The organism is Caballeronia sp. 11_S32, assembly GCF_056930355.1.
The window spans coordinates 1,022,612-1,048,323 of sequence record NZ_JBXOWH010000001.1 but is presented as its reverse complement, the minus strand read 5'-3'; the positions used below and the strand labels follow the sequence as shown (position 1 = coordinate 1,048,323).

Below are 25,712 nucleotides of genomic sequence, written 5' to 3'. Positions count from 1 at the left end.
GCTCCTCCATGACTTTCGGTAATCAGATCTCGTTCGACAAAGCGATGGCCCGATCGACCATCTGCGGCGCGAGGCCGAGGTAGTTCGCGGGATCGGTCATGCGGTCGATCGCGGCGCGGTCGAAGTGCTTCGTCACTTCGGGCAATGCCGCAAGCGCTTCGGCGAGCGTGCCGCCTTGTTCGTTCACGGTGCGGCATGCGTCGTACACGATGTCGTGCGCCTGCTGACGCCCGGTGTAGGGCGCCATGCCCATCATCACGGCTTCCGCGACGATCAAACCCTTGCTGATGCCGAGGTTGTGCTTCATGCGCGCTTCATCGACGATAAGCCCGCCCAGCGCGAACTTCGCCTGATGCAGCGCGCCCGACGTGAGAATGAAGCTCTCCGGAATCGCGATCCATTCGGCGTGCCATGGGCCGGTGGCGCGCTCGAAGTCCTGGATCATCGCATCGACCATCAGGCCCGCATGCTGGCGGACCGCTTTCGCCGCGGCCAGCATCAGTTCGCTCGAAATCGGATTGCGCTTCTGCGGCATGGTGCTGCTCGCGCCGCGTCCCTTCACGAAGGGCTCGTACACTTCCGCGAATTCGGTCGACGCCATGATCATGATGTCGATTGCGATCTTGCCCAGCGAACCCGTGACGAGCGCGAGCAGGTTGACCGCTTCTGCGAAACCGTCGCGCGCGACATGCCATGTCGTCGCGGGCACGCCGAGCTTCAGCTCTTCGGCGAGCGCCTTCTGCACCGCGAAGCCTTTATCGCCGAGCGATGCCAGCGTACCCGCCGCGCCCGCGAACTCGACGACGGCCACGCGCTCACGCATTTGCGCGACGCGTTCCTGATGACGATCGAACATCGCGAGCCAGATCGCGACCTTGTAGCCGAACGTCACGGGCAGCGCCTGCTGCAGGTGCGTGCGGCCGGCCATCGGCGTATCGCGATGCTTCTTCGCCAGATCCGCGAGAATCGCCCGCAGTTCACGGATATCGCCGTCGATCGAATCGAGCGCATCGCGCACTTGCAGCGCGACGGCGGTGTCCATGATGTCCTGAGTCGTCGCGCCCCAATGAACATAACGTCCGGCGTCGCCGCACATCGCGACCATCTGATGCACGAGCGGAAGAATCGGATAGCCGACGATGTCCGTTTCCTCGCGCATGTGATCGAAGTCGATGCGCTCGATGCTCGATTCGCGCGCGATCACGTCGGCCGCCTCGTGCGGAATGACGCCCGTGCGCGCCTCGGCCTTCGCGAGCGCCACTTCGACTTCGATATAACGCTGCACCAGCGCGCGGTCCGAGAACACGGCGCGCATTTTCGCGGTGCCGAACGCATCGCGGAACAGCACGGAATCGAACACGGTGCTGGCCAGGGGAGAAACGGAACTCGTCATGACGACCTCTTGGGAAGCAGATTTGATTGAAACGGGACGCTTAATATGTCCGGACATATGCAGATTAATATGTTCGAACATATCGGGCAAGCTATGATTTACCCTGACCACCGAAAACCACCATCCACGCAGCAATGAACAGACCGCATTTCGCCGATATCGCACGCGAACTGACCGAGGGAATCGCGTCGGGCCGCTTTCCCGTCGGCTCTTATCTGCCGACCGAACTCGAATTGCGCGACCACTATCAGACGAGCCGGCATACGGTGCGCGCCGCGCTGCACGAGCTGCAGCAGCTCGGGCTCGTCTCGCGGCGCAAGAATGCGGGCACGCGCGTCGAGTCGATGCAGCCGCGCAACGATTTCCGTCCTTCGCTCGCATCCGTCGACGATCTCGTGCAATTCGGCTCCGAGCACTTGCGCCTCGTGCAGTCGACGCAGCAGATCGTTGCATCGGCAAAACTGGCGAAGACCTTGCGGTGCGCGGCGGGCGCGCCGTGGCTGCGCGTTTCGAGCTTGCGTATCGATGGCGACAAGGACAGCCCGCCTGTCGGCTGGACGGACGTGTATATCGATCCGGAGTACGAGGATGTTGCCGCGGCCGCGAAGGAGAACCCCGATACGCTCATCAGTTCGCTGATCGAGGCGCGTTATGGCCGCTGTATCGATGAAATCCAGCAGGACGTGCGCGCCATTACCGTGACGGCGGAGATGGCGAAGCGCCTGCGCGTGGAAGCGGGCACGGCGGCCCTGGAGATCGTGCGCCGCTATCTCGATGCAACCGGCGCGACCTTCGAGGTGTCGGTCACGGTGCATCCGGCCGAGCGCTTTTCGGTGTCGATGCGCCTCAAGCGCTCGCAAGGCTGAGCGCCGCGCACGCACGCCGGGAACGCCGGGAACGCAGGCTTTCGACGTGACATCCAAGCCGGTATCCGCAACCAGATGCCGGGAGACGTCACATGAAACTCATCCACACCGCACTGGCGGCGATGCTTGCGTGTGCAAGCATCGCGCCTTACGCGCAAAATTCCGGACCTACGGATCCGCAGATCGCGTCGATCGTCGTGACGGCCAATCAGGTCGATTTCGATGCGGGCAAGCTCGCGGAATCGAAGAGCAGATCGAAGGACGTGAAGGCATTCGCGCAGCAGATGGTCACGGATCATAGCGGCGTTAACAAGGCCGCGACCGATCTCGTGAAGAAGCTCAAGGTGACGCCGGAGGACAACCCGACGAGCCAGAGCCTGAAGCAGGGCGGCGACGCGAATCTCGCGAAGCTGAAGACGCTTTCGGATGGCGGCTTCGACAAGTCGTATATCGATCACGAGGTCGCTTATCATGAAAGCGTGCTCGATGCGCTCGACAAGACCTTGATTCCAAGCGCGAAGAACGAAGAGTTGAAGGCGCTGCTCGTGAAGGTGCGGCCCGCATTCGTCGCGCATCTGGAACACGCGCGGCACGTGCAGGCTGAACTGGGAAAGAGCGGTGCGTGACCGGCGCTTGCTCCTCCTGCTGGCGGGGGTGCTCGCGCTGCCTGCGGAGGCAATGGCCGCGACGTATGTCGTCGTGATCGAGCAGATGCGTTTCGAGCCGCCCGCGCTGACGGTGGCGCGCGGCGATCGCGTCGTATGGGTCAACAAGGACCTGTTTCCTCATACCGCGACCGCTGACAAGAAGTCATTCGATTCGCACGACATCGCGCCGGATGCGTCGTGGAGTTATATCGCGGGCGATGCGGGAAGTTATGCGTATTCGTGCACGCTGCATCCGACGATGCACGCGATTCTGAACGTTCGATGAGACGACAATGAGCGAGCCCGCGCAAACCACCACAGCCAATGCCTCCGATGACGATCTGAGCATTGCGCGCCGCGTCGTCGCGGGAGATCGCTCCGCGTTCGAATTGCTGATGCGTCGGCATAACCGGCGTCTTTATCGCCTGGCGCGCGCGACCTTGCGCAACGACGCCGAAGCCGAGGATGCGCTGCAGGATGCGTATCTGCACGCGTATAGATCGATGAGCCAGTTCCGCGGGGATTCGCAACTCTTTACATGGCTCTCGCGGCTCGTGCTGAATGAATGTTTCGCGCGCATGCGGCGTTCGGCGCGGCGTCAGAACGTGATTCCGATCGTGGACGCGCCCGACTACATCGAACATGCCGATGCAATGACCACGCACGACGATGATGCCCCTGACGAGGCGCTCGCGCGCTCGCAAGTTCGCGCGCTGCTCGAACGCAAGCTGGACGAATTGCCCGAACTCTTTCGCATGGTGTTCGTGCTGCGCTCGATCGAAGAGATGAGCGTCGAGGAGACCGCGCAGTGTTTGAACATACCCGAGGCGACGGTGCGCAGCCGGCATTTTCGCGCGCGCAGCCTGCTGCGTGAATCGCTGGCGCAGGCATTCGATCTCGCCGAACGCGATGTGTTCGAATTCGGCGGCGCACAGTGCGATCGGGTCGTGGCGAGCGTACTATCGAAGGTATTCGGAAACGGTACGGCATAGCTTTTCCCGCAGCCGGTATCGGAAGGAGGGCGCGCCATGTACAAGGATAGGGCGGTAGCGCGAGTCACATATTGCGCGATAGCTGGAATAGTCCTGTTGGCCGGCGCTTCGAGCGTTGAGGCAAGGACGATCAAGATCATATCCGGAACGTATGGCGCGAACTGCGGCGCCGTGAGCGGCAATGCGACGCGCGATCTCACGCGTCAATGCGATGGCCGCGACACATGCGAGTATGTGCCGGACCGAAAGCGCATCAGCGACGCCAGGCGCGTGTGCAGAAAGGATCTGCAAGCCGACTGGCGCTGCACGGACAGCGAATTTCATACCGCGATGCTGAGCCCCGAGGCGGGCGCGAACAGCACCCTCGTGCTGAGTTGCATCGAGCAGAAAGGGCCGGGGCATTGAGCGGCCGTGCCCCGCTCGCGATGCACGGCATCGTGCTCTTTCTCGATCGCGGCCGTATCGTCGCACATCATGCGATGCCCGACGTCACGAAGCCGAGCTTGCCCGTGCGGCCCTGTTTTTCACTGATATCGAGAACCGTCGATTCGCGCGTGATGTTCTTGCCGACGATCACCGGCGCGGGAAAGCGCAGACGTCCGCCTTTGCGCGGATGACCGTCTTCGGCGATGAGCGACTGCCTGACGACCGGTCTGAAGAATATCCAGTGCCAGAAGGGCGGGAGCGCGTCATCGTAGTCGAGCTTCATTGTCGTCCCCGTTGCCGGGATGAGCCAGCGAATCCGGGTTGGATAGGGAGACCTTAGGGAAATGTTCCGCCGAATGGAACTACCAGCTTCAATGTGCCGGGCATGGGATGAAGCTATGGCGCCCGGCACTTCCGCTATGCCGCCTCCAGCCCGATGAATATCTGACCGTCCTCGGTCTTCACCGGATGGGTGACGAGATTCACGCATACCGGCGCGCCTTGCGCCTTGCCGCTCGGGATATCGAAGCGGCCCATGTGCATCGGGCATTCGATGATCTCGCCGAAAACGAAGCCATCGGCGAGGCGTGCGGTTTCATGCGTGCAGAAGCCCGCGGTCGCGTAGAAGCCTGTCAGTGTGTGATAGACCGCGTAGACCTTGCCTTCGTGCTCGAACTCGCGCACGTCTTCTTCGTCGATCTCGTCGCACGCGCAAACCGGATGCCATTGCAGGATGTTCATCGCGTGCTCCTTCATGCGACCACGTTGCCGCGCTTGCCTGCCGGCAGATCGCGCACGACGACGAACTCGGGATCGCGCCGCTGCTTCGCGAAGATCGTCAGTATTTCGCGCCATGCGGGCCACAATCCCGCATAAGGCGTCGGCATCTGCTCTGCGACGGCCGTGTGGAACTTCGGCAATGCATGAAACGGCACGCTCGGAAACATGTGATGCTCGATGTGATAGTTCATGTTCCAATACAGAAAGCGCACGGCCGGATTGAGCTTCACCGTGCGGCTCGACACGCGATGATCGAGCACGTTCTCCTTCAGGCCCGTGTGTTGCGTGAGGGCGCACAGCTCATGCAGCCAGGTGCCGTAGGCGCGCGGCAGGAACAGGAACATCACCGGCAGCCAGCTTTGCGCGAGGATCGCCCATACGAAGATCGCGACATAGCACGCCAGCAGTATGCGCGAATTCGCGCACATCTTTCTGTACTCGGCTTCAGGCACAACTTCCTTCGCACCCTTCGTGATAACACCGAAGCTATGCAGAACGATCGCGCCGAGAAACTGGATGCCATGCGAAACACGCACGAAGTCTGTGATGAGTTTGATATAGCTATGCGGACGCTTGAACGCGAGTTCCGGATCCTTATAAGGCGCGGCCGTGATATGCGTGAACGTATGATGCTTCGCATGCAGCCAGCGGCTATAGACCTGTTCGCGCCACGACATGAAGCAGATGATCCAGTATGCGGCCTCGTTCATCCAGCGCGTCTTGAACGCGGTGCCGTGGCCCAGTTCGTGCGCGGCGGCCTCGCTGAACGCGAACACCGTGCCGTAGAGCAGAAACGCGGGAATCATCCAGACCGAGCCGAGCGAGAACCACGCAAGCACGCCCGTTGCGACGACGAGCGCGAGAAAGCCGCCCACCTGCACGAGCCCGCGCGCATCGGTACGTGTGGAAAGCTCCTTGAGCGCCTTGCGATCGATGTCGACGCGATGCCACGAATTCATGTCGATATTCATTGAGTTACTCCGCCGCGATGCTGATTATCGGTAGGAGCCGGCATACTTCTGCACCGGCGCGAGGTTGTCCTTCGTGACGAAGCTCGGCCCAGAGCTGACTGTCGATCCTGTATAGACCGGCTTCAGGTCGTACTTGGCGAGACGTGCGGCGACCTTCTTGTCGTCCTTCAATGCGGCGACGATGCGCGCCGGGTCCGTCGTCTTGTCGCGAATGGAAATGGCCATGGCGGCGACCGAGAGATAACCTTGCAGATACGGCTGCTGATCGATTGCGAATGCGATCTTTCCGGCCTGAATCGCCTTGAGGATGTCGGGCGAAAGATCGAAGGTCGCGACATAGATCTTGCCCGTCATGCCCGCGTCGTTGATGCCGCGCAGCACGCCGCTCGCCTGATCGGGCCCGAGCGCGAGAACCGCCTTCGTGTCAGGATGCGAACGCAGGTACGCCGCGACCTTGCTTTGAATCACGGTGGGATCTTCGCCGCTATCCATCGTCGATTTTTTGTAGTCCGCGCCGATCGCATCCGCGAAACCTTTGCAGCGGTCCCATAAGGCCTGAATGTCCGCGCCATGATTCACGCACAGGAAGTCATGGATGCCCGCTGCTTTCGCGCGCTCGCCGGCGGCTTTGCCCGCATCGTATTCGGGCTGTCCGATATGCATGATCGCGCCGAGCTTCATGCCGAGCTCGGGGCCGCCGTTGATCGTCACGAGCGGAATGTGCTTCGCCTTCACGCCGGTCAGGCCCTTCTGGATCATCTCGTAGTTCGGCACCGTGGTGATCACGCCAGCATAGTTGCGCGCGGAAGCCTGTTCGAGGATGCGGACCATGTCGCCGGTATCGCCCGAAGGCGGGTTGCGGTAATCGACGGGCACGCTGAAGTCCTCGCTCGCGTCGCGCATGCCGTTTTTCACGGTGTTCCACCAGACGTTCGAGTCCGATCCATGACTGACCATCACGAAGCGCTCGTCCGCCGATGCCGTCGATGAAGCTGCGAAACCTGAAACGAGCGCGATGGCCGCGAAGAGCGCGGACACGCGATGAGCGATACGAAAGCGATTCACGTTCATGGGGTTGTCTCCTGAATCCTTGTTGATCGAAGCATGGTCGTTTCTTTTGCGCCTCTATTCGCATTCGATGGCTAGAATTTAGTTGATCGACTTTCCGCTCTCAAACGGTTTCTTGAGGACTTTTCTTCAAAAGGACGGCCCGGTGAACAATCGACGAAAGCCGACGATGGACGATGTGGCCAAAGCCTCGGGCGTGAGCTATTCGACCGTCGAGCGCGTGCTGAACGGGCGCGGCGGCGTGGCGCGAGAAAAGGAATCGCGCGTGTTGGAAGCCGCGCGCAAGCTGAAGATCGACCGTGCGCTCGACGAAGTGTCCGTGCGCTGGCTGCGTATCGCGATTCTCACGCAGAAGCCCACTTCGCCTTATTACGTCGCGCTGCGCCAGGGTTTCGAGCTTGCGCAAAAGTCGTTCGAGACGCATCGCGTGGTGTGTCATCTGACGTTCTTCGATGACCTCGAGCCGAAGTCGCTCGCCACGGTGATCAATCGCGCGTCGCAGAAAGCCGATGGGATGATCGTGGTCGCTTATGAGCATCCCGTCGTCGTCGATGCGGTGTCGCGCATCGCGCGCCGCATTCCTGTCGTGACGCTCGCGAGCGATTTGCCCGATACGGGCCGCACGGCGTATGTCGGCATCGACAATCGCTGCGCGGGCCGCATCGCCGGTGAATTGATGGGCCGCTTTCTCGGCGACCAGGGCGGCGAAGTGATGGTGATCGCAGGACTGCGCACGTTTCTCGGTCACGAGGAACGCGACGGCGCGTTTCGCTCGGTACTGCGCCGCCGCTTTCCCGCGTGCGAAGTCGTGGCTACCGTGGAGAGCCGCGAAGACGCGGATTCGACCGAACGTCTCACGCGCGACGCGTTCAGGAAGCATTCCGCGTTGCGCGGCATCTACAACATTTCGGTAGGCGATGAAGGCATCGCGCGCGCGTTGAGGGCGATGAAACGAGAACATTCGACTGTGCTGATCGGCCATGAACTCACGGACATCAGCCGCTCGCTGCTCGTCGAAGGCGTGATGGATGCGGTGCTCGATCAGAGCCCGTTTGTTGAAGCGGTGCGTGCGGTCGAGGTCATACTCGGGCACTACAACCGTGGGGCGTCTTCGGGGCTGCCGCTGCAAACACCGATATCCATCTATCTTCAGGAGAATCTTCCGCCCGTCGCGTGACGCATCAATGCTGCGCCGTGGATGACATCGCGTCATCGATCTCATGACGCGTAAGCCATGTTTTCGATGCGGTCCGTTCACTAACATGCAATCCATCGCAGCTCAACGAATTGCACATAGGAGTCGGACCATGTATGTCATCACCGGAATCACAGGACAAGTCGGCGGCGCGCTCGCGAAAGTGCTGCTGGAAGCGGGCAAGCCCGTGCGCGCGGTCATGCGCGACGGGAAAAAGGGCGTGGCGTGGGCGGCGCGCGGTTGCGAGATCGCACTCGCCGACATGACCGATGCCAACGCGCTTGCACGCGCGTTCGAAGGCGCGCAAGGCGTGTTCATTCTGCCGCCGCCGGAGTTCGATCCGGCGCCAGGCTTTCCCGAAGCGCGTGAAGTGAACGATGCGATCGTCGCGGCGGTGACGCGAGCCAGGCCGCGCAAGATCGTGTGCCTCTCGACCATCGGCGCTCAGGCCACGCAGACCAATCTTCTGACGCAGCGCACGTTGCTGGAAGAAGCACTGAAGAAGCAACCGGTGCCGGTGACCTTCCTGCGGCCTGGCTGGTTCATGGAAAACTGCGCGTGGGATGTCGATTCGGCGCGCAACGAAGGCATCGTTCGATCGTTCCTGCAACCGCTCGATCGCGCGATTCCGATGATTGCCACCGACGATATCGGCGAGCTTGCGGCGAGGCTCTTGCAGGAAGAGTGGAGCGGCACGCGCATCGTCGAACTGGAAGGGCCGCAGCGCACGAGCCCGAATGATATTGCCGCCGCATTCGCCGAAGTGCTCGGCCAACCCGTGCGTGCGCAGGCGGTGCCGCGGGAATCATGGGAGTCGCTGTTCGTGAGTCAGGGCATGAAGCATCCGACGCCGCGCATCCGCATGCTCGATGGTTTCAACGAAGGCTGGATCGATTTCGAAGGGCGTCGCGAAGATAGTGTGAAAGGCACGACGCCGCTCGTCGATGTGATCCGCGCGCTTGTCACGCGCTAGGCGTCATGCGATAGCGGTCCCGACGCGCGCGACGCGCACAGGCGCCACGACGAAGGAGCCTTCTGCACCTCGGCCGCGTCGCGCCACCAACGTTCTCCGCGATGCGGCGCTTCCACATCGAGCCTTTCGCCCATCCGCGGTGTCGCCACCGCGACGCCGCGCGCGAGCGCGAGGCCCGTCACGCGCTCGAAAGGCTCCTGCCACGGATGCATCGCGAGATCGAACGTGCCATTGTGAATCGGCACGAGCCAGCGTCCGCGCAAGTCGATATGCGCCTGCACGGTTTCCTCGGGCTGCATGTGGACGTACGGCCATTGCGCATCGTATGCGCCGGTTTCGATCAGCGTGATGTCGAACGGGCCGAGGCGCTCGCCAATGGTCCTGAAGCCGTCGAAATAACCGGTGTCGCCGCTGAAGAACACGCGCACATCATCGTCGATGATGACCCACGACGCCCACAGCGTGCTGTTGCCGTCGAAAAGGCTGCGGCCGGAAAAATGCTGCGCGGGCGTCGCGGTGAACGAGAGACCGTTGATCTGCGCGCTTTGCCACCAGTCGAGTTGACGCACCTGAGAAGCATCGATGCCCCATTCGATCAGCCGGTCGCCGACGCCGAGCGGAGTGAGAAAGACCTGCGTCGTCGCGGCGAGCGCGAGCACGGTGTCGCGATCGAGATGATCATAGTGATCGTGCGACAGGATCACGCCGCGCAACGGCGGCAGATCACCGAGCGAGATGGGCGGCGCGTGAAAGCGCTTCGGCCCGACGCGTTTGAACGGCGACGCGCGCTCGCCGAAGACCGGGTCGGTCAGCCAGTATTCGCCGCGCAGCTTGAAGAGCATCGTCGAATGGCCGAGCCGATAGAGGCTGCGATCCGGCGCGGCATCGAGTTGCGCGCGCGTGAGCGTATCGACGATTGGCGTCTGCACGGGCACCGTGTTGCGCGGCTTGTTCAGAAGCACGTTCCACATGATGCGCAGGGTTTTGCCGAAGCCCTCGGCCGGACGCGGCTTCACGTTGCGAAAGCGCTCGCCGTCATGCTGCGGCGAAGCACTCGACAACGCGCGTCCACGCTTTGCAGCGGCGAGACCCAGGGCACGGCTGATGCGATCGGCAAACGAAGTCATAGGACGTGACGGGAGGCGAGCCCGGAGCAGAAAGTAGACTGTACAGTGTAGTTTAATTTCGAGAAAAAAGTAAACCGGACGGTGTAAAATATGGGAATGGATTCGAACGACATGAGCGCCATTCCCCAGCGCCTTACCGACCGCAAGCGCGCCGCGATCGTGAACGCGGCCGTGGAGGAGTTCATCGCGGCGGGCTACGACGCCACCAGCATGGACCGCATCGCCGCGCGCGCGGGCGTGTCGAAGCGCACGGTGTACAACCACTTCGAGAGCAAGGAAGCGCTGTTCGCCGCGATCCTGCATCGTCTGTGGGACGCGAGTGAAACGGGCGACGCGCCTGTCTATGACGCCGATGAACCGCTGCGCGCGCAATTGCTCGCATTGCTCAGCCGCAAGCTGCGCCTCATGAATGACGAGGCGTTCTTATCGCTCGCGCGCGTGGCGATCGCGGCCGGCATTCACTCGCCCGAACGCGCGCGGGACATGGTCGCGCGCATCGGCGAGCGCGAGGAAGACGTGACGGTGTGGATCAGGAAAGCCGCCGCGGATGGCCGGCTCGCGGTCAAGGACCCGGTTTTCGCCGGACAGCAGTTGCATGGCATCGTGAAAGGCTTCGCGTTCTGGCCGCAAGTGACGATGGGCCAGCCGCCGCTCACCAGGAACGAACAGAAGAAGGTGGCGGAAGCGGCCACCGATATGTTCCTCGCACGCTATGAACGCGCCGCATCGAAACCTTCATAAGACGGCTTCCGCCACGAGTTGCAACGCGGGCGCGAGTTTCACGCAGACCTCGGGGCGCTCCAGCGCATAGGCCAGATTCTTCTGCGCTATCTGCACGTGCTCGGTCGCGAGCGATTGCGCGCGCGTGCCTTCGCCGCGCTCCAGTGCTTCGACCAGACTATGGTGCTGCTGATGCGCCATGAAGAGCCAGTCGCGTCCTTCCTCGATGGCCGATTGCATCGGCAGCATTGCGCTCGCGGCGGCGAACGGCAGGCGATTGTTCATATCGATGGCGCGCATCAGCGCCGCATTGCCCGATCCCTCGACGATCAATTTGTGGAAGCGGTTGTTCATGTCGGTATAGGCCGCGTAGTCGTCGAGATCCAGCTCGGGCTTCGCAAGCAGACGATCGCCCGCGCGCAGGCATTCCGCGAGCGCATTCGACAACTGGCGCGGCACGCCATGCTCCGCGACGAGACGCGCCGCCATGCCTTCGAGATGGCCGCGCACCGCAATGGCATCGGCGATTTCGGCGGCGGTGATGCGTCGCATCACATAGCCGCCTCCCGGCGACGGCTCGACGAGCCCTTCCTGCTCCAGGGTGGTGAGCGCGAGCCGGACCGGCGTGCGCGACGCTTTCAGCCGCTCGGCGAGCGCGACTTCGCCCAGGCGCTCGCCGGGTGCGAATTCGCCTTTCAGGATCAGGTCGCGCAGGTGCACCAATACGCGCTCTTGCAGGGATTCCATCGCTTTCTCTCCGTTCGCCGTTGTGGATGATTCTAGGCGATCGGGCGCTTGCCGTGCGGTGGATATGTACATTTGATTGAGCTAGTGTTTTTCGATGTATGCAACGACCACGATTGTCCGCCTTTCCGGGCATCTAGGGTAAATCCGGATAAATTGAATAAAATATAATTAAAACAATTAGATAGCGTTATTTAATCCCGCCGAACGACTAAGCTTGAACGAGCGTGCTGCATACATTGCTTGTGCATATGTGCTCATTAGGCCTATTCTCCAATCCAAGAACACGCTGCTCTGCATGCAAGAAGCCGACGCGTGAATTCAATCGAACTGGAGACAAAGCCATGATGAGTTCGCAGCAAAACGAAACGATCACCCGCGTCGGCAAGGGCACGCCCGCCGGCCAACTGCTGCGCCGGTACTGGCAGCCCGTGGCGCTCGTCGAGGAATTGCCAGCCGAACGCCCTGTAAAAGCCGTGCGCCTGATGGGTCAGGACTTCGTCGTGTTCAAGGACGAACAAGGCCATTACGGCATGCTGGACCGCGATTGCCCGCATCGCGGCGCCGATCTCGCGGCGGGCCGTCTCGAAGGCGGCGGCCTGCGTTGCGCTTTCCACGGCTGGCTCTTCGATGTGAATGGCCGTTGTCTCTCGACGCCGGGCGAACCTGTCGGCAGCACGCTCTGCAACAAGGTGCGCCAGTCGGCGTATCCGGTCATCGAGAAGGCCGGTGTTTTGTTCGGCTATATCGGCAAGGACGAGCCGCCGGCGTTTCCGAACTTCGATTGCTTCGCCGCGCCCGATGCCTACACCTTCGCATTCAAGGGCCTCTTCGAATGCAACTGGCTGCAGGCGCTCGAAGTGGGCATCGATCCGGCTCACGCGTCGTTTCTGCATCGCTTCTTCGAGGACGAGGATGTGAGCGAGAGTTACGGCAAGCAGTTTCGCGGCGCGTCGGCGGATTCGAGCATGCCGATCACCAAGGTGCTGCGCGAGTTCGAATCGCCTGAGATTCTCGTGAGCCCGGCGGATTACGGGCTGCGTCTCATCGCGAAGCGCGCCCTCGACGAAGCGCATACCCATGTGCGCGTAACCAACGTGGTGTTCCCGCAAGCCTTCGTGATTCCGATGAGCTCGGAGATGACGATCACGCAATGGCACGTGCCTGTCGACGATGAAAACTGTTACTGGTACGCGATTTTCACGAGCTTCGGCGCGCCGACCGACAAGGCGCAGATGCGCGAGCAGCGGCTCGAACTGTACGAGCTGCCCGATTACACGTCGCGCAAGAACAAGCGCAACAACTACGGCTTCGATCCGAAGGAGCAGTTGAGCGAGACCTACACGGGCATGGGCTTCGACATCAACGTGCACGATCAATGGGCCGTCGAATCGCAGGGCGCGATTCAGGACCGCACGCGCGAGCATCTCGGCACGACCGACAAGGGAATCATCGCGTATCGCCGCTTGCTCGTCGATGCGATCGAAAAGACGCAAGCGGGCGAGAAGACGCTGATGCTGATCGACCAGGAAGACGCCGCGCATCTCACCGGTCCCGCATCGATCGACGGCATCGGGCCAGCGGATCGCTGGGACGAATACTGGAAAGAGTCCGACGTAAAGCGCCGCGTGAGTTCGCCGTGGCCCGCGCCGAAGGCCTGAACGAACCGACCCGCAACCTGAATGGAGCGCGCGGCGCATCACGCGGCCGCGCGGAACGGATATGTCTTTCGTAGAAACTCATGGTTTGTGGACGGACGCGCAGCATGCCGCGTACGCCGGACTCATCGAGCAACTGAAGAAAAGCGCTGTGAAAGTCGTGCGCTTCTCCTTTCCCGATCAACATGGCTTGCTGCGCGGCAAGACGCTCGTCGTCGACGAGGCGATCAAGGCGATGAAAAGCGGCGTCACGCTGACGACGACGCTCTTTGCCAAGGACACGTCGCATCGCACGGTGTTTCCTGTGTTCACGGCGGGCGGCGGCTTCGACATGCCCGAGATGCAGGGCGCGTGCGACACGCTGATGGTCGCCGATCCCGAAACGTTCCGCGTGCTGCCGTGGGCGCCGCATACGGGGTGGGTGCTATGCGATGTGCATTTCGCCAACGGCATGCCCGTGCCGTTCGGCACGCGGCATCTCTTTCGCCGCGCGCTCGATCAGCTTTCGAATCACGGCTATGAATTCATCTCGGGTCTGGAAGTGGAGTTCCACGTATTCAAGGTCACGGACCCGCACATGAAGCCTGAGCATTCGGGACAGCCTGGTGTGCCGCCCGATGTCGAACTGCTGTCGCATGGTTATCAATATCTGACGGAGTTGCGCTATGACGCCGTCGACGATGTGATGGAATTGCTTCGCCGCAATGTCGAGGGACTTGGCCTCGACGTGCGTTCGCTCGAAGTGGAATACGGACCGAGCCAGTTCGAGTTCACGTTCGCGCCGACGAAGGGCATCAGGAGCGCCGACGACATGGTGCTCTTTCGCAGCGCGGTGAAGCAGATCTGCCAGCGCAACGGTTATCACGCGACCTTCATGTGCCGTCCGCGCATTCCGAATGTGGTGTCGAGCGGATGGCATCTGCATCAATCGCTCGTGCATGTGGGCGACGGCAGGAACGCGTTCATGCCGGAAGATGAATCGCATCCTTTGTCGATCACCGGTCAACGCTATCTCGCGGGCTTGCTTGCCCATGCCAGAGGCGCGACTTCATTGTCGACGCCGACCATCAACGGCTATCGGCGATATCGGCCTTATTCGAACGCGCCCGATCGCGCGATCTGGGGACGCGACAATCGCGGCGTGATGCTGCGCGTGCTCGGTGGCGCGAACGATCCCGCGAGCCGTATCGAGAACCGTGTGGGCGAGCCCACTGCGAATCCTTATTTGTATTTCGGCTCGCAGGTCATCTCGGGTCTCGATGGCATACGGCGCAAGCTCGAGTTGCCGCCATCAGCCGATACACCCTATGAAGCACAAGCCGACGCACTGCCGCGCACATTGAGCGATGCGCTCGATGCCTTGCGCGCCGACGAGTGTCTGCGCGAAGGCTTCGGCAGCGCGTTCATCGATTATTTCTGCAAGCTGAAGCAGGCGGAGATCGACCGCTTCAATCTGGAGGTCACCGAGTGGGAACACCGCGAGTATTTCGAAGCGTTCTGACGGTGCGCCCGCAAAGGAGAAATGTCATGCCTATCGTTACTTATATTTTGCGCGACGGTGAACGACGCGAGATCGAGGTGCCCGACGGCACGAGCGTCATGGAAGCCGCGATTCATAACAACGTGCGCGGCATCGACGCCGAATGCGGCGGATGCTTGTCTTGCGCGACGTGTCATGTTTATATCGATGCATCGTCGACGGCGGAACTTGCATCGCCCGACGAATCGGAACTCGAATTGCTCGACGGCGTCGCGGCCGCGCGTCGTCCTGAAAGCCGTCTCAGTTGTCAGCTCGTGATGAGCGCCGCGATGAACGGCCTCGTCGTGCAGATTCCGCAAAGGCAAGGGTGAAGACATGAATGACACGCTCGTGATCGTCGGTGCGTCGTATGCGGGTGTTCAGCTCGCGGCCTCCGCGCGCGATTCCGGTTTCGCGGGGCGCATCGTGCTCGTCGGCGACGAAGCCGATGCGCCTTATCAACGCCCGCCCTTGTCGAAGGGCTTTCTCACGGGCGGTTTCAGCGAGGAGCGTTTGCCTCTGCGCTCGCAAGCTTTCTTCGACGAAGAGAAGATCGAATGGATGCCGTCGATGCGCGCGACGCATATCGATCGCACGCGTCGTGAGGTGGAAATGCATGACGGCATGCGTATCGCCTACGATCATCTCGCGCTGACGACGGGCGCGCGCGTGCGCAAGCTCGATTGCCCCGGCGCGATGCTCAATGCCGTGCACTATCTGCGCGATCTTCGCGATGCGCGGCGGCTCGCGCAAACGGCATGCACCGCGCGGCGCGCGGTCGTGATCGGCGGCGGATATATCGGTCTCGAAGCGGCGGCTTCGTTGCGTCAGAAGGGCATCGACGTGACGGTCGTGGAAACGGAGCCGCGCCTGCTCGCGCGCGTCGCGTCGCCGTGGATATCGGCGTACATGCAGCGCGCGCATGCCGACAAAGGCGTCGCGTTCGAGTTCGGGCGCAAGGTCGTCGCGCTGCGGCCGCTGCATGATGCGGTGTCCGTCGTGCTCGATGACGACACTCACCTGCAGTGCGATCTCGTCGTGGTCGGCATCGGCGTGATACCGAACACGGAGCTTGCCGCGGAGTGCGGCTTGACGGTGGCGGGCGGCATCGTCGTCGATGAATGCGCGCGCACGAGCGATCCGGCGATCGTCGCCGCGGGCGATTGCGCTGCATTCGTGCCGCATTGGGCGCAGGACGCGCGCGCCTGCCGCATCGAATCGGTGCAGAACGCGAACGATATGGCGAAAGTGGCGGCGCTCGCGATCGCAGGGCGGCCGCAGCCATATCGCGCGGTGCCGTGGTTCTGGTCCGATCAATACGATCTGAAGCTGCAGATGGCGGGCATCAACGCGGGCTTCACGCATCAGGCGTTGCGCGGCTCCGTGGAAGAACGGAAGTTCTCGATCTTCTACTTTCGCGACGATGCGCTGATGGCGGTGGACAGCATCAATCGTCCGCAAGACCATATGCTCGCGCGCAAGCTGCTTGCGAAGGGCGCACGCATTTCGCCGCAGGACGCGCAAGATCCAGCGTTCGATTTGAAAGGAGTGGTGCAATGAAACCGCTCGTCGGTGTCGTTTGCGACCGGTTCTTCGTCGGCGATTACGACCTGCATAGCGCGAAGCACAGTTATGTGCGCGCGTTGATGACGTGCTCGAACGTGAGTCCTGTCTTGATTCCCGCGTCGCGTGATATCGAGTCGGTCACGGACTATCTCGATGGCGTGAGCGGCCTGCTGTTTCCCGGCGGCGCCTCGAATGTCGAGTCGATGCGATACGGCGCTGCCGCCGACGCCGATATGCTCGTCGATCCCGACCGCGATCATGTCGCGCTGGAATTGATGCGCGGCGCGGCGGCGCGCGGCATGCCCTTGCTCGGCATATGCCGCGGCTTTCAGGAGATGAACGTCGCGTTCGGCGGCACCCTGTATTCGGACATTCATGTGTCGGGTCATTCGAAAGATCATCTCGAAGACCCGAGCGAAGATCTGCTCACGCGCTATCGCTATCGTCATGAAATCGAGCTCGTCGATGACGGCGCGTTATCGAAGCTCGCGGGCGGGGCGCAGCGTGTGCGCGTGAACTCGCTGCATCGTCAGGGCGTGGCGAAGCTCGGAGCACGTCTTGCTGTCGAGGCGCGCGCGCCGGATGGCCTCATCGAAGCGATCCGTCTCGATGGCCAGGCGTTCGCGCTCGGCGTGCAGTGGCATCCCGAAGCGATGGTCGCGAGCGACACACTTTCGCGCGCGTTGTTCGAGTCGTTCGGCGCGAGCTGCAGGCGCTATGCGATGCGGGACGAGGATTGATGCCATGCCGGCGGACCGCATCGATCTCAATCTGTTGCGCGTGTTCGACGCGATCTTCGAAGACCGTAATCTCGTGCTCGCGGGCAAGCGCCTGAATCTCAGTCAATCCGCGATCAGTCACGCGCTTGGACGCATGCGCGACGTCCTCGGCGACGATCTCTTCGTGCGCACCGGACGCGGCATGGAACCCACCGTGCGCGCGCTAGCCATGGCGACGCCGGTGCGCGGCGCACTCGCGCAGATCGCGGCGGCGCTGGGCGTCGATGATTTCGATCCGGCCGTGGCGCGACGCACGTTCGTGCTGGCCGCGAACGACTACATCACGGCGCTGCTGCTCGCGCGGCTCAGTCAGCGGCTGCGTGTGGACGCGCCGCTCGTCGATCTCGTCGTCAGGCCGTCGACGCGTCTCGATCTCGCGGGCCAGATCGATGTCGGCCGCATCGATCTCGCGGTGGGCATCTTCGCGGATGTGCCGCGGCGCTTTCGCTCGATCGGCGTATGGGATCAGACGGATGTGCTGCTGCTGCATCGCGAGCACGCGATCGCGAACCGGCCGCTCACGCGCATGGACTTGCTGACCTATCCGCTCGTCGCCATCTCGCAGGGTGGCGAGGAGGAGGGCGCGGTGAGCGGCTTCATCGTCGAGCGGGGACTCGCTCGGCAATCGGAGATGTTCGATCGCGAGGCGCTCGATCGTGGTTTCGCCGATCACGCCGATGTGCCGCGTGTACGCATGGCCGTCGCGCATTCGCTCGCGATTCCGGCCCTGCTGCGTCATAGCGACATGCTCGCGCTGGTGCCGTCGTCGCTTGGCCGCGAACTGGAACGCGGCGGCGAGCTCCAGATGCGCGCAACGCCTTATGCCTGTCCTGATGTCAGCGTGCGCGCGGTCTGGCACGAACGCAACGACGCAGACCCCGGGCTGCAATGGCTCCGGCAGCAACTCATCGACGTATCGCGGCAAGTACGAAGCCGCTGAGGCGCGGCGTTCAATAGCATGAGCCGCAATAGCGGCTTCGTGCGAACGTTCATGCTCAAAACCAGGCGAAGGGATTAACTTCGCTGTGCCTTAGGTATAAGGTCTAAGAGTGCGCGATTCTTCGCGCACTCGATTCATCGGGTTGACCTGACGGCTCTCTCGTCAGGTAGTAGCAAGCCTTCGTTGAAGGAGGTAAACATGAAGACCGTTCTCGTTTCGGCCGCGCTCGTGTCCGCGTTTTCGCTCGGAAGCATCACGCAGGCACAGGAGCACACGGACACCTTGCAGTCCATCCCCGCGCCCGCGCAACAGAACGCGCAAGGCGCCGCAGCTTCCGGCGAGACCGCTTACGGCGGCACGGCCATGGGCCAGAGTGCCAGCGGGAAAGCTTCGAAGTGGTCCGGCGGCGCGGCAACCAATTGCACGCCGCAACCGTTCTGCAACGTCTATTCGGGCGGACAATGAGCGCCCTGTGTGCGCCCGGCGGCCTCTTTCGCAAGCTGCCGGGCGCAGCCCGCAATGAGGTCGTCATCGGAGGCTGTTAAAATCCCCGAAACGTATTTCACGGGCACGATCTGATGGGCTTCGAACAACTCGCCGGACTGAAAGAGCAACTCGCAAAACAGGCTGCAAACAACGCAGCGAAGAAAAAGCCGCCGCGCGCGCGGCGTCCGGCGCCTGCGCCGGCCGCACCGGCGAAACCGGTGGACCCTGTCGTGCATACGATAGGCAAGCTGCAAAAGCGCTTTCCACTAGCATTCCCGAAGAATCCCGCGCCCAAGGTGCCGCTGAAGGTCGGTATATTCGACGATCTCATGAAGCACGCGCAAGAGCTCGGCCTGAGCGAGCGCGAGCTGCGTAGCGCGATCAAAATCTGGTGCCGCGGCAACCGGTATTGGACTTCCCTCGTCGAGGGCGCGCCGCGAATCGATCTCGCAGGCGGCAACGCGGGCGCCGTGTCGTCGGCGGATGCGGCGCGCGCGGTTCATCTGGAAGCCAATCGCGCGGCGCGCTCGGCTTCCTCTCCGAAGGCCGAGGAACCCGCCAAGTAAAGCCCGCGACGTGGTTCATCGAGCGCACAGCGTCTCAATGCGCGGGCGGTTGGAGATCGTAGGCAATCCGTCCCGCGGGCAGAAAGAATAGCGCGATCACGGCGCCGCCCTTCGCTTCCGGATAGTGATGACTGCCCGGCGCGGGCGCGGTCCACCCGCCATGGCACCATCCGTTCGGACCCGCGAGCGCCGCGCCTTCGTCGAGCGGCACGACCATGTTGAATTCGCCGTACGGATGCCCGTGGTAATCGCCGCGGAAGGTGCCTTCTGGATTGTTCTGATGGTTGCCGGTGCTGTCCATCAATACGGCCGTGATGCTGAAGAAGAAGGTCTCCGGGCATGGCGCGACGAGTCGCGCACGCCGATATCGCGGCCCCGATATCTCCACATCCGCCGCCCACCCTTCCTCGACGCCGAGCCTGATCAGCCGGGCCAAGTCCTTGTACAGCGCGCTTTCGACGCCGTATTTCGTGTTGAGCCATTGCTCGACGTTCGAGTCCGTCGTCATGTCCTTGACTTCTTCGAGAAAGGGAAGGCATCGCGCGATGAGTTCTTCCTTGCTGATGCGTGCGGCTTGAATCGGGGACATCGATTGCTCTCCTTCATTTGGGTTGTGACTGGCGCGTGGAATGACGATGCCACATCCATTGGCGCGCCAGAAGCGAAGTTGTTGCAAGCTCAAGTTGAATGTCGTGCAAGTCGCGCGGTGCCGCGATGAATGGCCGGAGATGGTTTCATCGTGCAATATAAGATTCGGCATCCGAATTAATGGGTGAGGGCGCGGGCGTGCTCATGAGATACGAGCCTGACTCGTTTTGCCCACCGTCTTGGATCGTCTCGCAACTAACGGTCAATAATTTCCCTCGCCTTCGAGCGGAACAGGCGCGATCATTGCTCGGCGAGCACAACAAAACGCACAGGAGATGCCATGCCCGAAAGCCGACATCCGGACGCCTGCAGGATCGGCGTCGCTTTCATCGAAGCGCAATCGAAGGCGCTCGTCGCTTACGCAAGCTTGCTGTCCGACTGGATCGAGCGCGGCGCGCCGCCGCCCGATTTCGCCAAGGCGCAGCCGCTTTTGGCGCGCAGGCGTTCGCATCCGGAAGCGCACATGCATAGCGAAGCCGGCACGCCGATGAAAGCACCGCCGCCCGAAGGCGACCTGTCCTGGCCTTCGTTCGATACGGCCGAGAAACGCATCGCGTTCGCGTTGATCGTCCCGAGCACGAACGCGATTCTCGCGGTCGCGGAATACTTCGACATTCATCGTTTCTCGGCTTCGCGTGCGCCGGAAGTCCAGTTCCTCATGCGCGTGCGCGATGCGGCCGTGAATGGCAACGTGTTTCGCATCGCCGCCGACGAATACATGCCGCACGCCGCTTACGCCGGCCTGATCGTCGATCACACGCTCGACGGCACGCTGCTATTCAGCGATGGCGTCAAACCCGGCTTCATGGAATTCGGCGATACGGTCGGCCTGATGCGCTATCTCGTGAAGCTCCTCACGAGCATGCAATCGGTGATCAGTGCGGGCGACGCGGGATAGAAGACTCAGCGCGCGTCGCTTGCGGCGCGCTCCTGTCCGGGCGTCTTCGCGAAGAACTGCTTGTAGCAGCGGCCAAGATGCGACGCGCTCGCGAACCCGCATTGCATCGCGACATCGAGCAGCGAAAGCGACGACTCGCGAATCAGCTTTTGCGCGGCCTTTAGCCGGAGTTCGAGATAGAACTGCGATGGCCGCACGTTGAAATGCCTGATCCACATGCGCTCGAAGGTGCGCGGCGAGATGCCCGCGAGCGAGGCGATGGTTTTCATCGGAATGGGGCGCTCGATGTTCTGTTCCATCAGCGTGACGGCATGCACGATGCGTCTGTCCTCCACGCCATAGCGCCATTGAATCGCCATCTTCTGGCTTTCCTGGGCGGTGCGCATGCGCGTGTGGATGAACTGATCGGCGACTTCGGCTGCGAGCTGATGCCCGTGCTGGCGCGCGATCAGATCGAGCATCATATCGATGGCGGCGGTGCCGCCGCTGCATGTCATGCGGTCGCCTTCGATGCAGTAGAGATCGCGGCTTACGTCGAGCGACGGAAACTCTTCGGCGAGTTCCTTGAGTGCTTCCCAGTGAATCGTGCAGCGGCGCTTGTCGAGCAGGCCCGCGCGCGCGAGGATCATCGTGCCGAGGCTGATGCCGCCGAGCGTCGATCCCTTTGCCGCATAGCGCCGCAGGAACTCGAAGACCTGCGCGTTGCGATAGTTCGACACGCCGATGCTCGCGACGACGAACACATGACTCAGTTCCGGCGACGACGTGACCGCGAAGTCGGGCAGCAGCGCAAAGCCCGAGCTCGACGAGACCGGCTCGCCATCGGCGCTGATCAGATGCCAGCTATAGAGCTCCTTGCCGCTCACGCGGTTGGCCGCGCGCAATGGCTCGGTGACTGAGCTGAGCGCCATCATCGAGAAATGCGGGACGAGAAAGAAGCCCATGCGCTGGGGCTTCGTTTGCTCGTCGCCGACGGAAGCGGCCGCGCGCCCGGTCTTGAGCGAGCGCGTGGCCGGAGGAATGTCGTTCGCGTTCATGGGTCAGGCGTGGGCCTCGAGCACGAGATCGAGCAACGGGGTCACGTTCGCGTCTTTGGCGTCGAGTGCATCGATGGTGCGCGCCAGTTCACGCGCCATGTTCGCGCCACAGGCGGCGTCGGCGAAGGCGCGGAATTTGGCGCGTATCGCGTTTGCATCGAGTGGTAAGGCGGGATCGCCCAGCGCCTGCGTGGGACCCGAATCGAAACGTCTTCCGTCGAACAAATCGATGCTTACTTCGGCGAAGCGCTGGTCCGGGAAGCGCGTGGTGTAGTCCGCGCATTCCTCGGTACGGATGAGATGGCTCAGGCGAAGGACTTCCGCATCGCGAAGGGCGTCGCCGTTCAGCGCATCGAAACGAACCGCGCCGTGCTTCAATGCAACCGCCACGGGAAAGAGCAGACTGTATTGCGCCTCTTCGGTCGATACGGGCGCGGCGTGCGCCAGGCGCGTCGCATGATGAAACGTGCGCACCTTCACCGCGCGAATCTGCTCGCTCGTGAAACGGTGCTTCGACCTGAGCGCGAGCGCCGCGTCGATGGCGGGATGCGCCCATCGGCAGACGGGCTGCGGTTTGAAATATTGCTCCATGATGCGCCAGCGTTCGCCGAGATCGCTCCAGATGCCGCGGGTTTCTTCCTGTTCGATAGTGAGGGCCGGCGCGCCCGTGAAGCCGCGTTGCGCGAGAAACGCCGCGGAGAGGCCCGCCATGCAGCCCCAGCCGGAACCGTCCTTCACCATTGTCGGGTGATCGATGCAGCGCATCATCTGACTGCGCGGCCCGTGATACTCCGCGATGCCGAGCGCCTCGCGCGTCTGCCGCATATCGAGCGGCAAGACGCGCGCGGCGAGCGCCGCGGCGGCCAGAGCATTCCATGCACCCGACGTATGATAATCGCAGGCGCTCGCGTGCAGCGCAATGCCCGCACGCGTGCCGAGCTCATAGCCGAGCACCATGCACGCGATAAATTCGCGGCCCGTCATGCCAGGCCGTATATCGGCGAGCGCGAGCAGCGCGGGCAGGACGGTCACGCCGACATGGCCCTTGGTTTGCGCGTGGCCGTCGTGGCCATCGCAACTGTCGATCATCATGGCGCCCGCGAGACCCGCGCCGATAGGGCTGGCGGCGCGGCCATCGAAAAGAATGCGCGAGCGCAGCGTGGCCGGAGCGAAGAACTCCGCAGCATGATCGCTCGCGATGCGCGACAACGCCGTCTGTCTTCCCGCGAGCGCGACGCCGAGCAGATCCAGCACGCAGAGCTTCGCCTGTTCGATGATCTTCGGAGGCAGCACATCGAACGTCAATTCATGAATGAACGCGATGGCGGATGTGCCCATCCATCAGTCTCCCGTATAGACCGGCGCGCGGCGCTCGAACGTGGCGGCGATTGCTTCGCGATGATCCGCGGTGCGATGCGCAATGCCCTGAAATGCCGCCGACATCTCCAGCAGGCTCGGCAGGTCCATGCGCTGACCTTCGCGCACCAGGCGCTTCGACATGCGCAGGATATCCGGTGCATTGCCTGCGATCTCGCGTGCGAGCGTGAGTGCGGTGTCCATCAACTCGGCATCGGGCACGACGCGCGACACGAGTCCCCATTCCTCGGCGCGCTTCGCATCGATCGCGCGGCCGGTGAAGATCATCTCGTTCGCGCGCGAGAGCCCTACGGCACGCGGCAATAGCCACGCGCCGCCATCGCCGGGAATGATGCCGACCTTCGCGAAGCTCTCGGCAAAGAGCGCGCTTTCGCCCGCGATGCGGATATCGCACATCAATGCGAGATCGCAGCCGGCGCCATGCGCGGGACCGTTGACGGCGGCGATGACCGGCACATCGAGTTCATGAAACGCGCGCGGAATGCGCTGAATGCCGCGCCGATAGTTCTCGCGGATATGCGCGGACGTGCCCGAAAACGTGCCGACTTCATCGCGCATATGCTTGATGTTGCCGCCCGACGAGAACGCCGGGCCCGCGCCCGTCAGGACGATCGCGCGGACGGACATGTCGCCTTGCGCACGCTCCAGGCACGCGATGATTGCGTCGACAACTTCTTTTTCGGTGATGGCGTTGCGCGTCTCGGGACGATTCAGCGTCATCGTGACGATATGGCCGTCCTGCTCGTACAGTACGGGTTCGTTCATTGCGAGGCTCCTGAAAGCATGCTTTGATAAACAGGTCCGGCGAGTACGTGACGCAGCACCTTGCCGCTCGGATTCAGCGGCAGCTTCTCGACGAAGAAGATCTTCTTGGGCCGCTTGTAGGGCGCGAGATCGTCGCCGGACTTGCAGAACGCGACCACGTCGTCTTCCGTCAACGTCGACACGCTGCGCACGATGAAGGCTGTTACCGCCTGCCCCCACTTGTCATCGGGCACGCCGATCACGGCAGCTTCCTGCACGCCGGGGCAGTGGTACAGCACTTCCTCGATTTCGCGCGGATAAATGTTCTCGCCGCCCGACACGATCATGTCGTCGGCGCGGCCCTGAAAGTGGAAATAGCCTGCTTCGTCGATGCTGAAGAGATCGCCGGTATAGAGCCAGCCCGACTTGAACTTCTTGTCGGTCTCGACCGGATTGTTCCAGTAGCCCGATGCGAGTTGCGGTCCCTTCACGATCAACTGCCCGACTTCGCCCGCCGCGACGGTTTCGTTCGGCGTGACGACGCGCTCGGGGTCGTTGCGGATCACGCGGCATGTGCTGATGAGCGTGGGCTTGCCGCACGAGCCGAGATACGTGAGCGCATCGCGCGGATGGAGAAGGAGCGTGAGACTCGCTTCGGTCATGCCGTAACCGTTGAAGATGTTCGGGCAGAACTCGTCGATCACGCGCTGCATCGTCTTCGCGGGAATCGCCGCGCCGCCGGTCGTGATCATGCGCAGGCTGTGCGTGTCGATCGACGCGAAGTCCGGATGGAACAGCATGTCCTGAATCTGCGTGGGCACGGCGAAGAGCGTCGTGATGCCGTAATGCGCGATGGCCTGCAGGGTCGCCAGAGGCTCGTAGCGCGGCAGGATCACGTTATGCGCGCCGACCATCAGATGCGGCACGAAGTACGCCTGCATGCCGCCAACGTGATAGAGCGGCGCGATATGCAAGGCGGCATCGGTGCTCGTGAGGCTGTACTCCATCACGCAGTTCGTCGCGATGGACACATCGTTGCCGTGCGTGTGGATCGCGCCTTTCGGGCGGCCCGTGGTGCCGGACGTGTAGACGAGGGCGGAAATGTCGTTTGGCTGAAGGCGCGGCAGCGGGGCATCGAGTTGCGCCACACCTTCGATCAACGCTTCGAACGCGTGATGATGCAACGGCATCTCCACGCCGTTGTTCACGCATACATACGTGCGCAGGTCCGGCAACGCCTGCTCGATCTTTGCGACGACGGGCAGCATCGAGTCGTCATAGATCAATGCGCGCGCGCCCGCGTCGCGCAGAATGAACGCGGCTTCGTTGGCGGAGAGGCGAAAGTTCATCGGGACCGCGATCGCGCCGAGCAACTGGCACGCCATATAGGCGGTCGGCGTCGCATCGGAGGTCTTCTGCAGGATCGCGACGCGGTCCATCTGGCGCACGCCGAGATCGAAGAGCGCCTGTGCGAGACGGCGCACGCGCGCGCTCCACTGTGCATACGTGAGTGAAACGGCGCCGCAGGTGAGCGCGGGACGGTCCGGATACTTGGCAACCGTGTTTTCGAAAAGCGACGTGATCGTGAGCAT

Annotated in this window: 29 protein-coding genes; 17 read left to right on the top strand and 12 right to left on the bottom strand. The window is 62.5% G+C overall.

Going from position 1 to position 25,712, the window contains the following annotated elements; all coding sequences use genetic code 11:
• Positions 1-22 precede the first annotated feature (22 nt).
• Positions 23-1,393 carry a class-II fumarase/aspartase family protein gene (locus tag AC1Z32_RS04835; protein WP_483477556.1) on the bottom strand — a complete coding sequence of 457 codons (1,371 nt, stop codon included), beginning with the start codon at positions 1,391-1,393 and terminating at the stop codon, positions 23-25.
• A 134-nt stretch (positions 1,394-1,527) separates the two neighbouring features.
• Between AC1Z32_RS04835 and AC1Z32_RS04830 the strand changes: the two genes are divergently transcribed.
• From AC1Z32_RS04830 to AC1Z32_RS04810, 5 genes are all read left to right on the top strand, one after another.
• A complete protein-coding gene (locus AC1Z32_RS04830) occupies positions 1,528-2,259 on the top strand; it encodes a GntR family transcriptional regulator (RefSeq protein WP_483477555.1) in 732 nt (243 codons plus the stop codon).
• A gap of 92 nt (positions 2,260-2,351) precedes the next feature.
• A complete protein-coding gene (locus tag AC1Z32_RS04825) occupies positions 2,352-2,885 on the top strand; it encodes a DUF4142 domain-containing protein (RefSeq protein WP_483477554.1) in 534 nt (177 codons plus the stop codon).
• Between the two features lie 52 nt (positions 2,886-2,937).
• Entirely contained in the window at positions 2,938-3,192 is a 255-nt protein-coding gene (locus AC1Z32_RS04820; protein WP_483478202.1) for a cupredoxin domain-containing protein, read from the top strand.
• A 7-nt stretch (positions 3,193-3,199) separates the two neighbouring features.
• The gene (locus AC1Z32_RS04815; RefSeq protein WP_483477553.1) at positions 3,200-3,898 is read left to right on the top strand and encodes an RNA polymerase sigma factor; all 699 of its coding nucleotides are present in this window, start codon (positions 3,200-3,202) and stop codon (positions 3,896-3,898) included.
• A gap of 96 nt (positions 3,899-3,994) precedes the next feature.
• Positions 3,995-4,303: a hypothetical protein gene (locus tag AC1Z32_RS04810; protein WP_483477552.1), complete on the top strand. Its 309-nt coding sequence runs from the start codon at positions 3,995-3,997 to the stop codon at positions 4,301-4,303.
• A 67-nt stretch (positions 4,304-4,370) separates the two neighbouring features.
• Here the strand turns inward: AC1Z32_RS04810 and AC1Z32_RS04805 are convergent, their stop codons facing one another.
• The 4 genes from AC1Z32_RS04805 to AC1Z32_RS04790 all read right to left on the bottom strand — a co-directional run bounded on the left by AC1Z32_RS04805 (position 4,371) and on the right by AC1Z32_RS04790 (position 7,146).
• Positions 4,371-4,607, bottom strand: coding sequence for a hypothetical protein (locus tag AC1Z32_RS04805; RefSeq protein ID WP_483477551.1), 237 nt, complete (start codon positions 4,605-4,607; stop codon positions 4,371-4,373).
• Between the two features lie 134 nt (positions 4,608-4,741).
• Positions 4,742-5,065: a non-heme iron oxygenase ferredoxin subunit gene (locus AC1Z32_RS04800; protein WP_483477550.1), complete on the bottom strand. Its 324-nt coding sequence runs from the start codon at positions 5,063-5,065 to the stop codon at positions 4,742-4,744.
• A gap of 11 nt (positions 5,066-5,076) precedes the next feature.
• Entirely contained in the window at positions 5,077-6,075 is a 999-nt protein-coding gene (locus tag AC1Z32_RS04795; protein WP_483477549.1) for a fatty acid desaturase, read from the bottom strand.
• 24 nt (positions 6,076-6,099) lie between these two features.
• Entirely contained in the window at positions 6,100-7,146 is a 1,047-nt protein-coding gene (locus AC1Z32_RS04790) for a sugar ABC transporter substrate-binding protein (protein ID WP_483477548.1), read from the bottom strand.
• 142 nt (positions 7,147-7,288) lie between these two features.
• Here AC1Z32_RS04790 and AC1Z32_RS04785 point away from each other — a divergent pair, with 142 nt between their 5' ends.
• Both AC1Z32_RS04785 and AC1Z32_RS04780 read left to right on the top strand, forming a co-directional pair.
• Positions 7,289-8,320, top strand: a complete 1,032-nt coding sequence (locus AC1Z32_RS04785) for a LacI family DNA-binding transcriptional regulator (RefSeq protein ID WP_483477547.1) — start codon at positions 7,289-7,291, stop codon at positions 8,318-8,320.
• Positions 8,321-8,450: 130 nt separating this feature from the next.
• Complete coding sequence (locus AC1Z32_RS04780; RefSeq protein ID WP_483477546.1) at positions 8,451-9,311, top strand: NmrA family NAD(P)-binding protein; 861 nt, start codon at positions 8,451-8,453, stop codon at positions 9,309-9,311.
• Here AC1Z32_RS04780 and AC1Z32_RS04775 read toward each other — a convergent pair.
• Positions 9,308-10,438, bottom strand: a complete 1,131-nt coding sequence (locus AC1Z32_RS04775; protein ID WP_483477545.1) for an MBL fold metallo-hydrolase — start codon at positions 10,436-10,438, stop codon at positions 9,308-9,310. The two genes, AC1Z32_RS04780 and AC1Z32_RS04775, sit on opposite strands and share 4 nt — an antisense overlap.
• 96 nt (positions 10,439-10,534) lie before the next feature.
• Here AC1Z32_RS04775 and AC1Z32_RS04770 point away from each other — a divergent pair, with 96 nt between their 5' ends.
• On the top strand, positions 10,535-11,179 hold the full coding sequence (locus AC1Z32_RS04770; protein WP_483477544.1) for a TetR/AcrR family transcriptional regulator: 645 nt from the start codon (positions 10,535-10,537) through the stop codon (positions 11,177-11,179).
• Here AC1Z32_RS04770 and AC1Z32_RS04765 read toward each other — a convergent pair.
• Positions 11,174-11,905, bottom strand: coding sequence for a GntR family transcriptional regulator (locus AC1Z32_RS04765; protein ID WP_483477543.1), 732 nt, complete (start codon positions 11,903-11,905; stop codon positions 11,174-11,176). The genes AC1Z32_RS04770 and AC1Z32_RS04765 overlap by 6 nt on opposite strands.
• Before the next feature lie 341 nt (positions 11,906-12,246).
• Between AC1Z32_RS04765 and AC1Z32_RS04760 the strand changes: the two genes are divergently transcribed.
• From AC1Z32_RS04760 to AC1Z32_RS04725, 8 genes are all read left to right on the top strand, one after another.
• Positions 12,247-13,563 (top strand): Rieske 2Fe-2S domain-containing protein, encoded by a 1,317-nt coding sequence (locus tag AC1Z32_RS04760; RefSeq protein ID WP_483477542.1) that lies wholly within the window; start codon positions 12,247-12,249, stop codon positions 13,561-13,563.
• Positions 13,564-13,624: 61 nt separating this feature from the next.
• Positions 13,625-15,061: a glutamine synthetase family protein gene (locus AC1Z32_RS04755; RefSeq protein ID WP_483477541.1), complete on the top strand. Its 1,437-nt coding sequence runs from the start codon at positions 13,625-13,627 to the stop codon at positions 15,059-15,061.
• A gap of 26 nt (positions 15,062-15,087) precedes the next feature.
• Complete coding sequence (locus AC1Z32_RS04750; RefSeq protein ID WP_483477540.1) at positions 15,088-15,411, top strand: 2Fe-2S iron-sulfur cluster-binding protein; 324 nt, start codon at positions 15,088-15,090, stop codon at positions 15,409-15,411.
• 4 nt (positions 15,412-15,415) lie between these two features.
• The gene (locus tag AC1Z32_RS04745) at positions 15,416-16,639 is read left to right on the top strand and encodes an NAD(P)/FAD-dependent oxidoreductase (protein ID WP_483477539.1); all 1,224 of its coding nucleotides are present in this window, start codon (positions 15,416-15,418) and stop codon (positions 16,637-16,639) included.
• The gene (locus AC1Z32_RS04740) at positions 16,636-17,385 is read left to right on the top strand and encodes a gamma-glutamyl-gamma-aminobutyrate hydrolase family protein (protein WP_483477538.1); all 750 of its coding nucleotides are present in this window, start codon (positions 16,636-16,638) and stop codon (positions 17,383-17,385) included. The genes AC1Z32_RS04745 and AC1Z32_RS04740 overlap by 4 nt, the downstream gene beginning before the upstream one ends.
• A 4-nt stretch (positions 17,386-17,389) precedes the next feature.
• On the top strand, positions 17,390-18,364 hold the full coding sequence (locus AC1Z32_RS04735; protein ID WP_483477537.1) for a LysR family transcriptional regulator: 975 nt from the start codon (positions 17,390-17,392) through the stop codon (positions 18,362-18,364).
• Positions 18,365-18,562: 198 nt separating this feature from the next.
• Positions 18,563-18,829 (top strand): hypothetical protein, encoded by a 267-nt coding sequence (locus tag AC1Z32_RS04730; RefSeq protein ID WP_483477536.1) that lies wholly within the window; start codon positions 18,563-18,565, stop codon positions 18,827-18,829.
• Positions 18,830-18,942: 113 nt separating this feature from the next.
• Positions 18,943-19,416, top strand: coding sequence for a ProQ/FinO family protein (locus AC1Z32_RS04725; protein ID WP_483477535.1), 474 nt, complete (start codon positions 18,943-18,945; stop codon positions 19,414-19,416).
• A gap of 34 nt (positions 19,417-19,450) precedes the next feature.
• Here the strand turns inward: AC1Z32_RS04725 and AC1Z32_RS04720 are convergent, their stop codons facing one another.
• Positions 19,451-20,005, bottom strand: a complete 555-nt coding sequence (locus AC1Z32_RS04720; RefSeq protein WP_483477534.1) for a 4-hydroxylaminobenzoate lyase — start codon at positions 20,003-20,005, stop codon at positions 19,451-19,453.
• Positions 20,006-20,344: 339 nt separating this feature from the next.
• On the opposite strand from AC1Z32_RS04720, the gene AC1Z32_RS04715 reads away from it, so the two are divergent.
• Positions 20,345-20,962, top strand: a complete 618-nt coding sequence (locus AC1Z32_RS04715) for a hypothetical protein (protein ID WP_483477533.1) — start codon at positions 20,345-20,347, stop codon at positions 20,960-20,962.
• A 5-nt stretch (positions 20,963-20,967) separates the two neighbouring features.
• Here the strand turns inward: AC1Z32_RS04715 and AC1Z32_RS04710 are convergent, their stop codons facing one another.
• The 4 genes from AC1Z32_RS04710 to AC1Z32_RS04695 are packed head-to-tail and all read right to left on the bottom strand — an operon-like array spanning position 20,968 to position 25,712.
• Positions 20,968-21,999, bottom strand: coding sequence for a GlxA family transcriptional regulator (locus AC1Z32_RS04710; RefSeq protein ID WP_483477532.1), 1,032 nt, complete (start codon positions 21,997-21,999; stop codon positions 20,968-20,970).
• A gap of 3 nt (positions 22,000-22,002) precedes the next feature.
• Positions 22,003-23,337, bottom strand: coding sequence for an MmgE/PrpD family protein (locus AC1Z32_RS04705; protein ID WP_483477531.1), 1,335 nt, complete (start codon positions 23,335-23,337; stop codon positions 22,003-22,005).
• 3 nt (positions 23,338-23,340) lie between these two features.
• The gene (locus tag AC1Z32_RS04700) at positions 23,341-24,141 is read right to left on the bottom strand and encodes a crotonase/enoyl-CoA hydratase family protein (RefSeq protein WP_483477530.1); all 801 of its coding nucleotides are present in this window, start codon (positions 24,139-24,141) and stop codon (positions 23,341-23,343) included.
• Positions 24,138-25,712 carry a class I adenylate-forming enzyme family protein gene (locus tag AC1Z32_RS04695; RefSeq protein WP_483477529.1) on the bottom strand — a complete coding sequence of 525 codons (1,575 nt, stop codon included), beginning with the start codon at positions 25,710-25,712 and terminating at the stop codon, positions 24,138-24,140. The genes AC1Z32_RS04700 and AC1Z32_RS04695 overlap by 4 nt, the downstream gene beginning before the upstream one ends.

What these genes read in the sequence shown, in the direction of transcription:
- AC1Z32_RS04835 (WP_483477556.1), bottom strand. Translation starts at nt 1,393, where the DNA reads ATGACGAGTTCCGTTTCTCCCCTGGCCAGCACCGTGTTCGATTCCGTG.
- AC1Z32_RS04830 (WP_483477555.1), top strand. Translation starts at nt 1,528, where the DNA reads ATGAACAGACCGCATTTCGCCGATATCGCACGCGAACTGACCGAGGGA.
- AC1Z32_RS04825 (WP_483477554.1), top strand. Translation starts at nt 2,352, where the DNA reads ATGAAACTCATCCACACCGCACTGGCGGCGATGCTTGCGTGTGCAAGC.
- AC1Z32_RS04820 (WP_483478202.1), top strand. Translation starts at nt 2,938, where the DNA reads ATGGCCGCGACGTATGTCGTCGTGATCGAGCAGATGCGTTTCGAGCCG.
- AC1Z32_RS04815 (WP_483477553.1), top strand. Translation starts at nt 3,200, where the DNA reads ATGAGCGAGCCCGCGCAAACCACCACAGCCAATGCCTCCGATGACGAT.
- AC1Z32_RS04805 (WP_483477551.1), bottom strand. Translation starts at nt 4,607, where the DNA reads ATGAAGCTCGACTACGATGACGCGCTCCCGCCCTTCTGGCACTGGATA.
- AC1Z32_RS04800 (WP_483477550.1), bottom strand. Translation starts at nt 5,065, where the DNA reads ATGAACATCCTGCAATGGCATCCGGTTTGCGCGTGCGACGAGATCGAC.
- AC1Z32_RS04795 (WP_483477549.1), bottom strand. Translation starts at nt 6,075, where the DNA reads ATGAATATCGACATGAATTCGTGGCATCGCGTCGACATCGATCGCAAG.
- AC1Z32_RS04790 (WP_483477548.1), bottom strand. Translation starts at nt 7,146, where the DNA reads ATGAACGTGAATCGCTTTCGTATCGCTCATCGCGTGTCCGCGCTCTTC.
- AC1Z32_RS04780 (WP_483477546.1), top strand. Translation starts at nt 8,451, where the DNA reads ATGTATGTCATCACCGGAATCACAGGACAAGTCGGCGGCGCGCTCGCG.
- AC1Z32_RS04775 (WP_483477545.1), bottom strand. Translation starts at nt 10,438, where the DNA reads ATGACTTCGTTTGCCGATCGCATCAGCCGTGCCCTGGGTCTCGCCGCT.
- AC1Z32_RS04770 (WP_483477544.1), top strand. Translation starts at nt 10,535, where the DNA reads ATGGATTCGAACGACATGAGCGCCATTCCCCAGCGCCTTACCGACCGC.
- AC1Z32_RS04765 (WP_483477543.1), bottom strand. Translation starts at nt 11,905, where the DNA reads ATGGAATCCCTGCAAGAGCGCGTATTGGTGCACCTGCGCGACCTGATC.
- AC1Z32_RS04760 (WP_483477542.1), top strand. Translation starts at nt 12,247, where the DNA reads ATGATGAGTTCGCAGCAAAACGAAACGATCACCCGCGTCGGCAAGGGC.
- AC1Z32_RS04755 (WP_483477541.1), top strand. Translation starts at nt 13,625, where the DNA reads ATGTCTTTCGTAGAAACTCATGGTTTGTGGACGGACGCGCAGCATGCC.
- AC1Z32_RS04750 (WP_483477540.1), top strand. Translation starts at nt 15,088, where the DNA reads ATGCCTATCGTTACTTATATTTTGCGCGACGGTGAACGACGCGAGATC.
- AC1Z32_RS04745 (WP_483477539.1), top strand. Translation starts at nt 15,416, where the DNA reads ATGAATGACACGCTCGTGATCGTCGGTGCGTCGTATGCGGGTGTTCAG.
- AC1Z32_RS04740 (WP_483477538.1), top strand. Translation starts at nt 16,636, where the DNA reads ATGAAACCGCTCGTCGGTGTCGTTTGCGACCGGTTCTTCGTCGGCGAT.
- AC1Z32_RS04735 (WP_483477537.1), top strand. Translation starts at nt 17,390, where the DNA reads ATGCCGGCGGACCGCATCGATCTCAATCTGTTGCGCGTGTTCGACGCG.
- AC1Z32_RS04730 (WP_483477536.1), top strand. Translation starts at nt 18,563, where the DNA reads ATGAAGACCGTTCTCGTTTCGGCCGCGCTCGTGTCCGCGTTTTCGCTC.
- AC1Z32_RS04725 (WP_483477535.1), top strand. Translation starts at nt 18,943, where the DNA reads ATGGGCTTCGAACAACTCGCCGGACTGAAAGAGCAACTCGCAAAACAG.
- AC1Z32_RS04720 (WP_483477534.1), bottom strand. Translation starts at nt 20,005, where the DNA reads ATGTCCCCGATTCAAGCCGCACGCATCAGCAAGGAAGAACTCATCGCG.
- AC1Z32_RS04715 (WP_483477533.1), top strand. Translation starts at nt 20,345, where the DNA reads ATGCCCGAAAGCCGACATCCGGACGCCTGCAGGATCGGCGTCGCTTTC.
- AC1Z32_RS04710 (WP_483477532.1), bottom strand. Translation starts at nt 21,999, where the DNA reads ATGAACGCGAACGACATTCCTCCGGCCACGCGCTCGCTCAAGACCGGG.
- AC1Z32_RS04705 (WP_483477531.1), bottom strand. Translation starts at nt 23,337, where the DNA reads ATGGGCACATCCGCCATCGCGTTCATTCATGAATTGACGTTCGATGTG.
- AC1Z32_RS04700 (WP_483477530.1), bottom strand. Translation starts at nt 24,141, where the DNA reads ATGAACGAACCCGTACTGTACGAGCAGGACGGCCATATCGTCACGATG.
- AC1Z32_RS04695 (WP_483477529.1), bottom strand. Translation starts at nt 25,712, where the DNA reads ATGCTCACGATCACGTCGCTTTTCGAAAACACGGTTGCCAAGTATCCG.